The sequence below is a fragment of the Hydrogenophaga crocea genome, from assembly GCF_011388215.1.
GTDB classification, from domain to species: domain Bacteria; phylum Pseudomonadota; class Gammaproteobacteria; order Burkholderiales; family Burkholderiaceae_C; genus Hydrogenophaga; species Hydrogenophaga crocea.
This window is the reverse complement of sequence record NZ_CP049989.1, coordinates 3,180,858-3,194,820: the sequence shown is the minus strand read 5'-3', so window position 1 is coordinate 3,194,820 and position 13,963 is coordinate 3,180,858. Positions and strand designations below refer to the sequence as shown.

General features: G+C 72.7%; 7 protein-coding genes. 5 read left to right on the top strand and 2 right to left on the bottom strand.

Annotated elements, in window-relative coordinates; genetic code table 11:
* Positions 1-8: 8 nt before the first annotated feature.
* Positions 9-2,048: a PAS domain-containing sensor histidine kinase gene (locus tag G9Q37_RS14955; protein WP_166228353.1), complete on the bottom strand. Its 2,040-nt coding sequence runs from the start codon at positions 2,046-2,048 to the stop codon at positions 9-11.
* 239 nt (positions 2,049-2,287) lie between these two features.
* Here G9Q37_RS14955 and G9Q37_RS14950 point away from each other — a divergent pair, with 239 nt between their 5' ends.
* The 5 genes from G9Q37_RS14950 to G9Q37_RS14930 all read left to right on the top strand — a co-directional run bounded on the left by G9Q37_RS14950 (position 2,288) and on the right by G9Q37_RS14930 (position 12,265).
* The gene (locus G9Q37_RS14950; protein WP_166228351.1) at positions 2,288-4,894 is read left to right on the top strand and encodes a sensor histidine kinase; all 2,607 of its coding nucleotides are present in this window, start codon (positions 2,288-2,290) and stop codon (positions 4,892-4,894) included.
* A 22-nt stretch (positions 4,895-4,916) separates the two neighbouring features.
* Positions 4,917-5,558: a response regulator gene (locus G9Q37_RS14945; RefSeq protein WP_166228349.1), complete on the top strand. Its 642-nt coding sequence runs from the start codon at positions 4,917-4,919 to the stop codon at positions 5,556-5,558.
* 116 nt (positions 5,559-5,674) lie between these two features.
* On the top strand, positions 5,675-6,091 hold the full coding sequence (locus tag G9Q37_RS14940) for a hypothetical protein (protein WP_166228347.1): 417 nt from the start codon (positions 5,675-5,677) through the stop codon (positions 6,089-6,091).
* Positions 6,088-8,535 carry an ATP-binding protein gene (locus tag G9Q37_RS14935; protein ID WP_166228345.1) on the top strand — a complete coding sequence of 816 codons (2,448 nt, stop codon included), beginning with the start codon at positions 6,088-6,090 and terminating at the stop codon, positions 8,533-8,535. Before G9Q37_RS14940 ends, G9Q37_RS14935 begins: the two co-directional genes overlap by 4 nt.
* Positions 8,536-8,554: 19 nt before the next feature.
* Complete coding sequence (locus G9Q37_RS14930) at positions 8,555-12,265, top strand: CHASE domain-containing protein (RefSeq protein WP_166228343.1); 3,711 nt, start codon at positions 8,555-8,557, stop codon at positions 12,263-12,265.
* Here the strand turns inward: G9Q37_RS14930 and G9Q37_RS14925 are convergent.
* Positions 12,262-13,923, bottom strand: a complete 1,662-nt coding sequence (locus G9Q37_RS14925; RefSeq protein ID WP_166228341.1) for a SulP family inorganic anion transporter — start codon at positions 13,921-13,923, stop codon at positions 12,262-12,264. The two genes, G9Q37_RS14930 and G9Q37_RS14925, sit on opposite strands and share 4 nt — an antisense overlap.
* Positions 13,924-13,963: the final 40 nt, after the last annotated feature.

Genomic DNA, 13,963 nt, shown 5'->3' with positions numbered 1-13,963 from the left:
GGGAGGCCTCAAGCCGACGCGTCGTTCGCCGGCGTGTCCACCGTGGCCCGCGGCAGCTCGATGAAGAAAGTGCAGCCCTCGCCGGGCGCGGTCTCGCACCACAGCCGCCCGCCGTGGCGCGAGACGATGCGGTGCGCCAGCGCCAGGCCCAGGCCGATGCCCTCGTAGTCCATGGAGTGGTGCTGGCGCTGGAACAGCAGGAACAGCGAGCGCGCCTTGCTCGGGTCGAAGCCCACGCCGTTGTCGCGCACGAACAGCACGTGGTGCTCGGGGTCGGTGTCGGGCAATTGCCCGATCTCGATGCGCGCCTGCGGCACGCGGCGCGTGAACTTGGTGGCGTTGTCCAGCAGCTTGTCGAACACCTCGGCGAGCAGGATCGGATCGCCCATCACCAGCGGCAGGCCGGTGTCGATGGACCATTCGATCTCGCGCGGCGCGACCTCGCCGCGCAGCCGGTTCACCATGCCATGCACCAGCGGCGACAGCGACACCGGCACGCGGTCGATGCGCACGCGGCCCAGGCGCGTGAACTCGAGCAGGCCGTCGATCATCAGCCCCATCCGCCGCGTGGCCGCCGCGATCGCGGCCTGGTGCTGCAGCAGCTCGTGGCGCGCCTCGGGTTCGAGCACCTCCTGGGTGAGCGCCACGTACTGGCCGATGTGGCGCAGCGGCGCGCGCAGGTCGTGCGCCACGGTGTACGAGAAGGCGTCGAGGTCGCGGTGCGCGGCGTCGAGTTGCGCCGTGCGCTGGGCCACGCGCTGTTCGAGTTCGCGGTGCAGTTGCGCGGTCATGTCGGCCAGGCGCTTGTGCTCGGTGAGGTCGCGCACGATCACCGACAGGCCCTGCAAGCCGTCTTTGTCGTCGTGCAGGGCGGTCAGCGTGGCGTTCGACCAGAAGCGCGAGCCGTCGCGCCGCAGGCTCCAGCCCTGCTGCTCGGCGTGGCCTTGTTCGACGCAGCGGTCGAGCAGTTCCTGGGGGTCCTGCGGCTGACCGTCGGCCTCGGGCTGGAACACCGCGTCGAGCGCGCGGCCCAGGATGTGGCCGCGCTCGAAGCCGTGCAGACGCTGCGCGCTGTCGGTCCATTCGTGCACGGCGCCGTCGGGGTCGAGGAAGAAGATCGCATGGTCGCGGATCGCCTGCGACATGAGGCGAAAGCGCTGCTCGCTCGCGTAGAGCTCGGCGCTGCGCTGGGCCACGCGCTCTTCGAGGTCGAGGTTGGCGTTGAAGACGAAGTCTTCGGTGCGGCGGCGCTCGGTGATGTCGATGAGCTCGATGAAGAAGCCCTGTGTGCGTCCGTCCTGCAGGTCGGGCAGGTAGTGCACCTCGTGGTAGTGCGGCTGGTCGTTGGCGTCGCGGCGTTCGGCCTCGTGGCTCAGGGCTTCGCCATTGAGCACGCGCGCCACGCGCGGCAGCACCTCGGGCAGCACCTCGGGGGCGAGCAGCCGGCCCAGCTCGGCGCCGATCACGTCGTCGGCCGCCAGGCCATAGCCTTCGGCGTAGGCGGCGTTGCAGAAGCGGCAGACCAGGTCCTTGTCGAAATAGGCCAGGCGTGAAGGCGTGCGGTCGGTGATGGTCTGCAGCAGGCGCAGCCGGGCCACGATCTGGTGCTCGATCTTCTGGCGCGCACTCACGTCGACCACCACCGTGCGCGAGTGCAGAAAGCGCCCCTGCGGATCGCGCTCGGCCTGCGACAGCAGCTCGACCGTGAAGAAGCCGCCGTCCTTGCCGAACAGGCGCAGCTGCAGCGGCGGGGCCTTGTCGCTGGTCTGCAGGGCGTGCAGGTGCGCGCGCAGCTGTTGCAGGTCGGACTCGGCATTGAGCCGGGCCAGCGTGGGGAAGTCGGCCCAGCCCGAGTGGCCGGTCAGGCGTTCGAGCTCGGCGCGGTCGCGACCCAGCCAGTCGAGCAGCGTGTCGTTGAGGGCCCGCACGCGCAGCCCCGCGTCGAGCGCGAGCAGACCGCACGGCGCCTGCTGGCCGAGCGCGAGCAGCGCATCGGCCGCGGCATCGGCGGACGCAGCGGGGGTGGGTTCCTGGGCCGCAGGTGTCATGCATCGCCTCCCTGATGTGCGGGCTTTGCCCGCATGGCGCTTGCCGGGGCGGCTCCCCGGTCCGGGCGACTCTAGCGCCGCTTCGCGCATCGCGCCAGCGTGACGGCTTGCACGCGCGGCCGCAAGGGACCGCTGCAGGCACGGGCTGCGGTTGTTGATACCCGGTGATGTATGTAAAGTGGCGACCGCCCGTCAGCGAACCGGGGAGGGCGCCGGTCAGGGAGAAGGAGAACGCCCGCATGGCGGAACACCGAAAACGCTCGGTGCAGATCTGGTTGCCACTGCTGCCCGCCGCCGTGGCTGTGCTGCTGCTGGCACTCGTGGTGTGGCTGGTCGAGCGCATCATCGGCCAGGAGCTCGAGCGGCGCGCGGGACAGCGCGTCGAACAGGTGGCCGAGGCTTTCGCGGATCAGATCGCGCGCGCGCTGGCGCGCCGTGGCGCCGAGCTTGAACTGGTCGCCGGCATGCCCGCGCTCGGCATGGGCCTGGACGTGTGGCAGCAGCACCTGGGCCGGCTGCGGCACAGCTCACCCGCTTACGTGTGGATCGGCGCGACCGACCTGCGCGGCACGGTGGTGGCCGCCAGCGACAGCCTGCTGCTGGGCAGCAACATCGCCCAGCGCCCGGTGTTCACCGAGGGCCTGCGCGGCCCCTGGTTCGGCAGCCTGCACGCCCCGGTGGCGCTGGTGGCGCCGCTGCAGGCGCGCAGCATGCGCGTGCCCGACGAACTGGCCGACATCGCCATGCCGTACCCCGACGCCTCGGGCGGCACCGGCGGCGTGCTCGCCGCGCACCTCGACGCGGCCTTTTTCGATGCGCTGCGCGAGCGCACGCTGGGCGCGCCCGAAACGCAGCGCGGCCTGCAGCTCGAACTCACCGATCTCGAAGGCAAGCTGCTGCTGGGCCAGCGCGCGCCCGTGTCCGACGCCTCGCGCAGCACGCTCTACAACAGCGCCGAAGGCCTTCCCACGGTGCTCGAGGGCGAGAACGACGGGCGCGTGATGCTGGTGCGCGTCGGCGTCAAGGCCTTCGATGCGGGCCTTCGCTCGGACTGGCAGGTGGTGGCCTGGCAGCCGCTCGACCAGGTGCTGGCGCCGGTGCGCGAGCTCGAGCTCAGCATCCTGTGGACCGGCGGGCTCACCGCGCTGATCCTGAGCGTGGCCGGGTTCTGGTTGTCGCGCCGCCTCGCGCGGCCCTACAGCGAACTGCTCGACGCCGTGGCCGAGCGGCTCGACGGCGAGTCGGCCAACGCGCCGGGCGCGGTGCTGCGCACCATCACCGAGCAGATGCGCCGCCTGCCCCGCAGCGGCACCGGCACGCGCAGCGAGCTCGCGCTGGCCCAGCTGCTGCACGACGCGAGCCGCCTGCAGGCCATGCTGGCCAACCTGCCCGCGCCGGTCTACCTGGTCGACAAGGACTACCGCGTGCTGTTCTGGAACCGCGCCTGCGAGCGCGTGTTCGGCTGGAGCGCGGCCGAGGCCGAAGGCCGGCACGTGGACGAGATCTTTCGGGACAAAGACCCCAACAGCCGCGTGCGCCAGGACCTGCGCGCGCTGATGGCGGTGCGCAACGAGCCGCAGACCTTCCAGGGCCACCTGGTGCTGCGCGACGGCACCGAGGTGTGGGGCGACTGGTGGCTGAGCAAGGTGTTCGGCGTCGATGGCGAGCCGCTGGGCATCCTGGTGCAGGTGCGCGACCTCACGGCCGAACACCAGGGCGCGGAGCGCCTGCGCGAGCAGGGCGAGGTGCTGGCGGCCGTGATCAACGCCGCCAGCGACGCCGTGATCAGCGTGGACATGGACGGCCGCATCAACCTCTTCAACCCCGCGGCGGCGCGCATCTTCGGGCGCAGCGCCGACGAGATGCTGGGCCAGCCGCTGGACGCGCTGCTGCCGCGGGAGCACCGCGGCGGCCACCTCGGGCTGATGCGGCGCTTCGGCGAGTCGAGCGCGACCACGCGGCCCATGGGTTTCGGCCGCGTCAAGGGGTTGCGGCCCGACGGCACCGAGATCGAGCTCGAGGCCTCGATCTCGCAGGTGACGGTGCGTGGCGAGAAGCGCCTCACCGCCATCCTGCGCGACGTGAGCGAGCGCGTGCGCGCCGAGCAGGCGCTGTCGCGCTACCAGGTCGAGTTGTCCGAGCTCACGCAGCGCCTGCTGCACCAGGAACAGGTCACCACGCGCGAGCTCGCACAGACCCTGCACGACCAGCTCGGCCAGACGCTGGGCGCGATCCGGCTGTCGTTCGACTCGGTCTGCAACCAGTTGCGCGACATCGCGCTGCCCCAGCGCGCGCAGGACCGCCTGCGCACCGTGAACACGCAGATCGACCAGGCCATCGTCGAGGTGCGCCAGGCGCTGGTGAAGCTGCGCCCGCCGCTGCTCGAGAAGGCTGGCTTGATCGCCGCGCTCGACAACGAGATCCGCCAGCGCGTGGCCGAGGCCGATCCCGTGCGGCTGGAGCTCACGCACGACCCCCACATCGCCGAGCAGCGCTGGCCCGAGGACGTGGAGTACGCGGCCTTCATGGTGGCGCGCGAGGCCGTGGTCAATGCCATCGAACACGCGCGGGGCACGCAGATCCGCGTGCGCGTCTCGGGCGACGCCGATCGCCTGCGGCTGGACATCGGCGACGACGGTGTCGGGCTGCCGCCCGAGTTGGCCGAAGGCCGTCCGGGCCACCTGGGCATGGTGGGCATGCGCGAGCGCGCGCTGGCCATCGGTGCACGCCTGCAGGCGCGTGCCCGCCGCGAGGGCGGCACCCTCATCACGCTGCTCTGGACCGCGCGGCCCGACAGCGGCTTCGGCGCACTCGACTCGGTGCGCGACAACCTGCTTCCCGGCTAAAACAAGAAGGAGATCCCAGACCATGAGCGACCTGTACCTTGTCGATGACCACGCCATGCTGCGCGACGGCCTGCGCGCCGTGCTCGAAGACGCCGGCCATCGCGTGGTGGGCGAGTCCGACAACCCCACCGCGGCGCTGGCCGAGATCGTGCGCCTGACGCCCACGGTGGTGCTGCTCGACCTGCAGCTCGGCCAGCGTTCGGGTTTCGAGCTGCTGGAGCAGCTGGTCAAGCGAAAGCTGTCCACGCGCGTGGTGATGCTCACCATGTCGGCCCAGCCGCGGCACGTGGCCGAGGCCATGCGCCTGGGCGCGCACGGCTACGTGCTCAAGGGTTCGCCCGCGGCCGAGGTGCTGGCCGCGGTCGAGGCCGTGGCGGCCGGGCGCAAGCACCTGGGCGGCGAGGTGGCCGAGCTCGCCGTGGAAGGGCTGACCCAGGGCAGCGACGGCGGCGGCATCGAATCGCTGTCGGTGCGCGAACGCCAGGTGATCCAGCTCGTGGTGCAAGGCCACACCAGCGTGGCCATCGGCGAGAAGCTGCACCTGTCGCCCAAGACCGTCGAGAGCTACCGCAGCCGGCTCATGGCCAAACTCGGCGTGACCGACTTGCCCGCGCTCGTGCGGCTGGCCATCCGCGAAGGGCTGATCAGCGCCGACGATCTCTAGGCGGCCGCCCGCCGTCACTGCGGCGCACAGTTTCCGCCGCGGGCCGATCCAGTTTTCCCGGCATTCGCCGGGGTCCCCCGAGCGCACCATTCGTCTCCATGTACCCGGAGATTCGAATGCCACTCAGCGCCGACAGCTCTCCCCGGATCGATCCGGTGGACGTGCTCGTGGTCAGCGCCCGCAGCCAGTGCGTGCCGACCGTGCGCGAGGTGCTGTCGCGCTGGCCGGTGCAGGTCCGCGTTCGCTGGACCAGCGATCCCATCGACGCGCTGCGCCTGGCCCTGGCCGAGCCGCCCTCGGTGGCCATCGTGGACGCGCGGCTGGACCGCGCGGGTGGCCGGGCCCTGATCGGTCAGCTCGCGCGCTGGCGCGCCGAGCTCGAGGTCTTCGCCTTCGAAGAACCCGCCGCAGGCGCCCCGCCCAGCGGGCCCAGCACCTGGCATTGGCGCGAGCTGCCCATGGTGCTTCGCTGGTGGGCCAAGCGCCACTTGCCGGGCCAGGAGAGCACGCGCCCGCCGGAGCACATGCAATGAGTTCGGTGATCGACCTCGCCAGCGCCGCCGACCTGCGCCGCCAGCAGGCGCTCGATCGCCTGTCGCTGGATGCGATGCCCGAAGACCCGGTGCTCGACGGCCTGGTGCGCGTGGCGGCCCGGGCTCTGAACTGCCCCGTGGCCATGGTCAACGTGGTGGGCACGGACAGCGCCTGGTCGGTGGCCAGCACCGAAACCCCGCGCGCCTGGATGCCGCGCGAAACCGCCTTCTGCTCCACCGTGGTCGACCGGCGCCGCGCCCTGGTGGTCGACGACCTGCGCGAGCACCAGCGTTTCGCGCGCCACCCGCTCGTGACCGGCTACCCCCACATCCGCTTCTACGCCGGCTTGCCCATTGGCGATCAGGACGAGGTGCTGGGCACGCTGTGCGTGATCGACACCGAGCCGCGCCAGCTCGAGCCGGCCGCCCGCCAGACGCTCGAAGACCTGGCGCGCGCCGCCTCGCACTGGCTTGCGGCCCGGCGCGAGCGCCAGGAGCGCCTCGAACTCGAGGCCCTTCAGCGCGATCGCCTGCAGTCGCTGGTGGCCCTGCGCACCGCCGAACTCGAGCAGGCGCGCAGCGCCGCCGAGGCCGCGAGCGAGGCCAAGAGCGCCTTCCTGGCCACCATGAGCCACGAGATCCGCACGCCCATGAACGGCGTGGTGGGCCTGATCGAGCTCATGGACCGCAGCGGCCTGCCGCCGCACCAGCAGGAGCTGCTGCACTCGGCGCGCGAATCGGCCCACACCCTGCTGGGCCTGATCGACGACATCCTCGACTTCTCCAAGATCGAGTCGGGCCGGCTCGACCTGGAAGACAAGCCCTTCGAGCTGCGCCGTCTGATCGAAAGCACGGCCGACGCCTGGCTCGGCACCGCTGCGCAGCAGCAGGTGGCGCTGCACGTGTTCGTGCAGCCCGAGGTGCCGCGCGCGCTCATGGGCGACGCCGTGCGGCTGCGCCAGGTGGTGGCCAACCTGCTGGGCAACGCCATCAAGTTCAGCGGCAGCAAGACCAGTGTCGGCGGCCAGGTGGCGCTGCGCGCCTTCGAGCACGAAGGCCGGCTCGCCATCGAGGTGCGCGACAACGGCGTGGGCATGACGCCCGACGCACTGGCGCGCCTGTTCCGTCCCTTCGAGCAGGCCGATGCCCGCACCACGCGCCGCTTCGGCGGCACCGGTCTGGGGCTGGCGATCTCGCAGCGCCTGGTCAAGGGCATGGGCGGCCACATCGCGGTCGAGTCCCGGCCCGGCGCGGGCGCGCGCTTCACCGTGCACCTGCCGCTGCGCAGCGCCCGCGCGGCGCAGCCGCTGGCGGCCGACGCCGAGGCCGAGGCCGCGGCGCCGCTGGCCGGCGTGCGCTGCACCTGGCACGGCCGCCGCCCCGACGGCCTCGGCGACTGGGGCCACTACCTCGAACATGCGGGTGCCACGGTGGTGCTGAGCGATCCCGCCGAACCCGCGGAGCCCGGCACGCTGGGCCACTGGCTGGTCGAGCGCGAAGGTCTGCGGGGCCGGGTGGCGCTGCGTCCCGGCCCGCAACGTGGCGCGCGCCCCGACAGCGGCGGCTGGCTCTGGCTCGACGCCGACGCCCTGCACCGCCGCGCGCTGCTGCAGGCGGTGCAGCGGGCCATCGAACCCGAGTTGCGCATGCCCGCCGACACCGGTGAGTCCGAACCGAGCTGCGACCTGCCCGGCGGCTGCCTGCCGGTGCTGGTGGCCGAAGACAACCCGGTGAACCGGCTGGTGATCGGCCGCCAGCTGCAGCGGCTGGGGGTGCCCGCGGTGATGGTCCACGACGGCGATCAGGCGCTCGCGCGCTGGCGCGCCGAGGGCGGCCGCTTCAGTGTGCTGCTGACCGATCTGCACATGCCGGGGCTGGACGGCGATGCCCTGTGCGCCGCCATCCGCGCCGAAGAGACCGCGGGCCGCCGCCTGCCCATCGTCGCGCTCACCGCCAACGCGGTGCGCGGCGAGGCCGAGCGCGCCATTGCCTGTGGCATGGACGACTACCTCACCAAGCCCGTGCCGCTGGAGCGCCTGGCCGCCGCACTGCGCCGCTGGTTGCCCCCGGGGGGGCCCGAGACGGTGGAGGAAGGCGGTCCCTCGATCGCGGGCCGGCCCGACTTCGACCCCGAGGCCCTGACGCGCGCGATCGGCCCCGACCCCGACGCGCAGAACGAGATGCGCCAGATCTACCTGAGCACCCTGAGCCGCGCCGAGGGCGAGCTGCGCGAGGCCCTGCGCGCGGGCGACTGGCACCGCGCCGGACTCACGGCGCACCGCATCAAGTCCTCGTCGCACGCGGTGGGTGCGTACCGCCTGGGCCACCTGTTCGACGCTTTCGAAAGCGCCGCGCGCGCGGGTCAGACCGATCGCCTGACCGCCCTGGTCCATCGCATCGCCGAGGCGGCGGCCCCGGTGCGCCAGGCCTTTGCGGCGGCTTGAGTCAGGGGCTGGGCGCAGCATGAACCGGCCTTCGCGCTACGCCAACGCCATCTGGGTCGTGTGCACGCTGGCCCTGGGCGCCTTGCTGACCACGCTGATGGTGCTGCGCCAGGAACGCAGCAACGCCGCCTTCGTCGACGAGCGCTTCGCCGTCGAGTCGCGCGAGCTGGCCGACGCCATCCACGCGCGGTTCGCGCTCTACGAATACGGGTTGCGCGGCGCGCGCGGCCTGATACAGAAGGCGGGCGAGCACGGCATCACGGCGGCCGACTTCCGCTACTACATGGCCTCGCGCGACATGGAGCGCGAGTTTCCCGGCGCGCGCGGCTTCGGCTTCGTGCACCGCGTGCCCGCGGATGAATTGCGCGAGCACGCACGCCACCATGCCGTGCCGCCGCCGACCCACGGCGCCGCGCACGCGCCGCACGCGGGCGACCACTTCATCATCGAACTGGTCGAGCCGCTCGAACGCAACCGCGAGGCCGTCGGGCTGGACATCGCGAGCGAGCCCCGGCGCCGCCTGGCGGCGCAGACCGCCATGCGCAGCGGCCGCGCGACGCTGAGCGCGCCGATCACGCTGGTGCAGGCGACCGAGGCCGAGGACCGGGCCTTCCTGCTGCTGCTGCCGATCTACCGGCCTGGCCTGCCCCTGGACTCGCCCGAGCGCCGCGAAGCCGCGGCCTTCGGCTGGGCCTACGCCCCGCTGCTGGTGGACGATGTGCTGGCGGGTCTGCCGCTGCACACCGCTCACATCGCGCTGTCGCTCACCGACATCACCGATGTCGAGCACGCGACCGTGTTTTTCAACACCGTGGCGCAAGGCGCATCGCCGGCAGCCGGCGCGGGCAGCGTGTCGCTGCTGCGGGTGCCCTATGGCCGCTCCTGGATGGTTCGCACCGAGATGCGCCCGTCGTACGCGGCGCAGTTCGGTTTGCTGTCGCCTGCGCTGGTGGCCTGGGTGGGCGCGCTGGTGACCCTGCTGGTGGCGGCCTTGCAATGGGTGCTGCTGGTGTTGCGCCAGCAGCATGAGCAGCACCTGCTCGACATCAACGCCAGTCTCGAGGCGCGTGTGGTCGAGCGCACCCGATCGCTCGAAGACGTGCAGCGTTTCCTGCGCACCGTGCTCGACGCCATGCCGTCCATGATCAGCTACTGGGACCGCGATCAGGTCAACCGCGAGGCCAACCGGGCCAACCTCGAGTGGCGCCGGCCGCACGGCGGTGACATCCGCGGCCAGCGCGCGCACGAGGTGGTCGGCGATGCCGTCTACGCCACCCTGCAACCGCACATCGCGGCGGTGCTGCGCGGCGAGCCGCAGTCCTTCGAGCTCTCGATGGCCAGCCCGCTCACCGGCGAACTGCGCGAGATGCACATGCGCTACCTGCCCGACCTGCGCGACGGCGGTGTGCAGGGCTGGTACGCGGTGATCGACGACGTCACCGAACGCAACCGCAACCGCCGCGCGCTCGAGGCCGCGCTCGCGCAGCAGGCCACCGAGCGCATGCGGCTGCAAAGCATCCTGCAGGGTACCCACGTGGGCACCTGGGAATGGAATGTGCAGACCGGCGAGTGCCGCTACAACGAGCGCTGGGCCCAGATGCTGGGCCACGACTACGACGAGCTGCGCCCGAGCGACCAGCAGGCCTGGCTCGACCACGTGCACCCCGACGACGTGCCGCGCGCGCAGCGTGCGCTGCGGCGCCACTTCGCGGGCGAGCACGCGTTCTACGCCAGCGAGGTGCGCATGCGCCATGCCGAGGGCCACTGGATCTGGGTGCTCAACCGCGGTCAGGTGCGCAGCTGGACCCCCGGGGGCGAGCCCGAATGGATGTACGGCACCCAGCTCGACATCAGCGCCAGCAAGGCGATCGAGCAGGACCTGCGCGAGGCCAAGCGCGCGGCCGAGGCCGCCAGCGCCAGCAAGAGCGCCTTCCTCGCCAACATGAGCCACGAGATCCGCACGCCGCTCAACGCCGTGCTCGGGGTGACCCACCTGCTGGCCGACAGTCCGCTCGACGGCGACCAGCGCGCGCTGCTGGCCAAGGCGCAGACCGCGGGACGCGCGCTGCTGGGCATCGTCAATGACGTGCTCGACCTGGCCAAGATCGAGGCCGGCGAGATGCGGCTCGAACGCGAGCCCTTCTCGCTGTGCGAGCTGCTGCGCGAGGTCGAGTCGGTGTATGGGGTGCAGGCGCAGCACAAGGGCCTTGCGCTCACGCTGGAGCGCGGCCCCGCACTGCCCGAGGCGCTGATCGGCGACGCGGGCCGGCTGCGCCAGGTGCTGGTCAACCTGGTGGGCAACGCCATCAAGTTCACCGCCCGCGGCGGCGTGGTGATCGCGGCGGCGCGCGACGAGGCCGGCGGCACGCAGCGCCTGCGCCTGAGCGTGCGCGACAGCGGCATCGGCATCACGCCCGAGCAGCAGGCGCGCCTGTTCCAGCCCTTCACCCAGGCCGACGAAACCACCACGCGCCGCTTCGGCGGCACGGGCCTGGGCCTGTCCATCGTGCGCCGCCTGGTCGGGCTCATGCAGGGTGAGGTGGGCCTGTCGAGCACACCGGGGCAGGGCAGCGAGTTCTGGGTCAGCGTGCCGCTGCACGAGGCCGCGCTCAGCGCGCTGCGGCCGGCGCCGGCGGCGGCCCCCGCAAACGGCCTGAACGGCCTGCGCGTGCTGCTGGTCGACGACAGCGAGGTCAACCTCGACATCGCGCGGCGCATGCTCGAACGCGAAGGCGCTCGCGTGCACACCTGCGGCGACGGCGCGCAGGCCCTGGCCTGGCTGCAGGCCCAGGCCGGCGCGGTGGACGCGGTGCTCATGGACGTGCAGATGCCCGTGATGGACGGCCTGGAGGCCACGCGCCACATCCGTGCCGACACCACGTTCACCGGCCTGCCCGTGATCGCGCTCACCGCGGGCGCCCTGGCCGACGAGCGCCAGCGTGCGCTCGACGCCGGCTTCAGCGACTTCGTGGCCAAGCCGCTCGAGCCCGCGCTGCTGCTGGCCGCGCTGCGGCGCGCCTGCCCCGGTGCGGGTGCGGGCGTGGCGGTCACGCCTGCGCCGCTCGCCGTGCCCGCGGCCGCGCCGCCGGCCGGCTGGCCCCGGGTGGAGGGGGTGGACGCGCTCAGCGCGCACCGCACGCTCGGCGGCGATGAGCAGCTGTTCCAGCGCGTGCTCACGCGGCTGCTGGCCGAACAGCACGAATGGGCCGCGCTGCCCGCCGACGGCCCGCTCGCCTGGGACGCCGCGCAGCAGGACCACTGGCGTGTGCGCGCGCACCGGCTGCGCGGCAGCGCGGGCATGATCGGCGCGCTCGACCTGGCGCGCGCCGCCACCGGCCTGGAAGCCGCGCTCGACGCACACGCCCTGGCCGACGCCGCGGCCACGCTGGCCGAGCTGCAGCGCCGCTTCGCCCAGCTGAAACAGGGCGCCGCGGTCTACACCGACCGTGCCTCCGGCACGGCAGACGAACCCACCGACGACGCGGCCGCCGCCGCGCCCCTCGACGAGGCTCAATGGCAGGCGCGGCTGCAGGCGCTGTTGTCCCAGCTCGAATCGAACGACCTCGATGCCGGGACGAGCTTCGCGCACCTGCGCGCGGCGATCGCCCAGCGCCTGGGCGCGGCCGTGGCGCAGGCCGTGTCGGTGGCGATCGACGATCTGTGTTTCGACGCCGCGGCCGAGCAGCTGCAGGCCGCGGCGCTCACGGCCGAAGACGGGCCAGCGGCCTAGTCGTCGGCCAGCGCGCCCGCGCCGATCGCCTGCAGGGCCTCGGCCTCGGTGCGGTACAGGTGCAAGCGCGCGCTCTCGCCCAGCAGGCCCGCAGCGCGCAGCACGTTCTCCACCGGCAGCTTGATGCCCACCAGGTGCAGGTGCACGCCGCGCTGCTCGAGCTGCTCGTGCACGCGGCCGAAGGCCTCGGCGCCGGTGGCGTCGATCCAGTTGATGGGGTGCGCGATCAGCATCACGTGGCGCGTGTCGGGCTGCGCCTGCAGGTGCTCGCCGACCGCGCGCTCGAAGCCGGCGGCGGTGGCGAAGTCGAGCGCGGCGTCCATGCGCAGCGCATACAGCCGCGGCGCGAGCGGCGGCAACTGCCACAGGTGGCGGTCGCGCAGGCTGCCGTCGCTGTGCAGGCCCACCTCGATGATGCGCGGGTGCAGCCGCAGGTACAGGAAGTGCGTCAGTGCCATCACCACACCCGCGAGCACGCCCCAGTACAGGCGCGGCGCGGCCAGCAGCGTGATGGCGGCCGTGGCGAGCGCGATCGTGGCCTCCACGCGCGAGACGCGCCACAGGCGGGTGAAGGCGCGCGGCTGGATCAGCCCCCACACCGGCAACACCACGATGGCCGCGAGCACGGCCAGCGGCACGTGGTGCAGCAGCGGCATGGCCAGCAGCAGCGCCAGCAGCACCACACCCACCGAGAACACCGTGGCCCAACCGGTCTGGGCGCCCGCGTAGAGGTTGAGCGCCGAGCGCGAGAACGACGAGCTCGTGGGCATGGCGCCCGTGAGGCCCGAGGCGATCTTGGCCAGGCCCTGGCCGATCAGGTCCTGGTCCTGGTCCCAGCGCGCACCGCGGCGGCCGTTGTCCACCTTGGCGCTGCTCGCGGTTTCCAGAAAGCTCACCAGCGTGATCACCAGCACCGGCAGCAACAGCGTGCCCAGCATGTCCCAGCCCGGCCAGGCCGGCAGCGCGAGCGCGGGCAGGCCCTGCGGCAGCGCGCCGATGACCGCCCCCCCCGCGGCCTCGAAGCCGGTGGCGCGCGCGATGCCCGCGCTCGCCAGCACCAGTGCGAGCACCGATGGAAAGCCCGGCCGCAGACGCCGCGCGGCCACCAGCGCCAGCAGCGCGCCCGCGCCGAAGGCCAGGGAAACGGGCTGCCAGCCGTGCAGTGCGAGCAGCGCCGCGCCGTCGGCAAAGCCCAGCAACGCAGGCAATTGCGAGGCGATGATCAGCACCGCCGCCGCCTGCGTGAAGGCCATGAGCACGGGCGAATTCACCAGGTTGAGCAGCCAGCCGAAGCGCGCCGCGCCCAGAACCACCTGCAGCAGGCCCGTGAGCAGCGCCAGCCACACCGCAAGCTGCACCCATTGCGCACTGCCCGGCGCGGCCAGTGGCGCGAGCGAGCTGCCCACCAGCAGGCAGGTGAGCGCGGTGGGCCCCACCGACAGCCGCGGCGAGGCCGAGAAAAGCACCGCGATCAGCGCAGGCAGCAGCGCGGCGTAGATGCCGGTCACCAGCGGCATGCCCGCGATGGCCGCGTAGGCCACGCCCTGCGGGATCACCATCAGGCCCACGGTGAGGCCCGCCAGGGCCTCGCCGCGCCACAGCGCCGCATCGGGCCGCGGCCATTGCAGGAAAGGGAACAGGCGGTGCCAGCGGCTCATGGGTCGATCGTAGCCGCGCGCCCGCGCGGCGGGCGCGGGT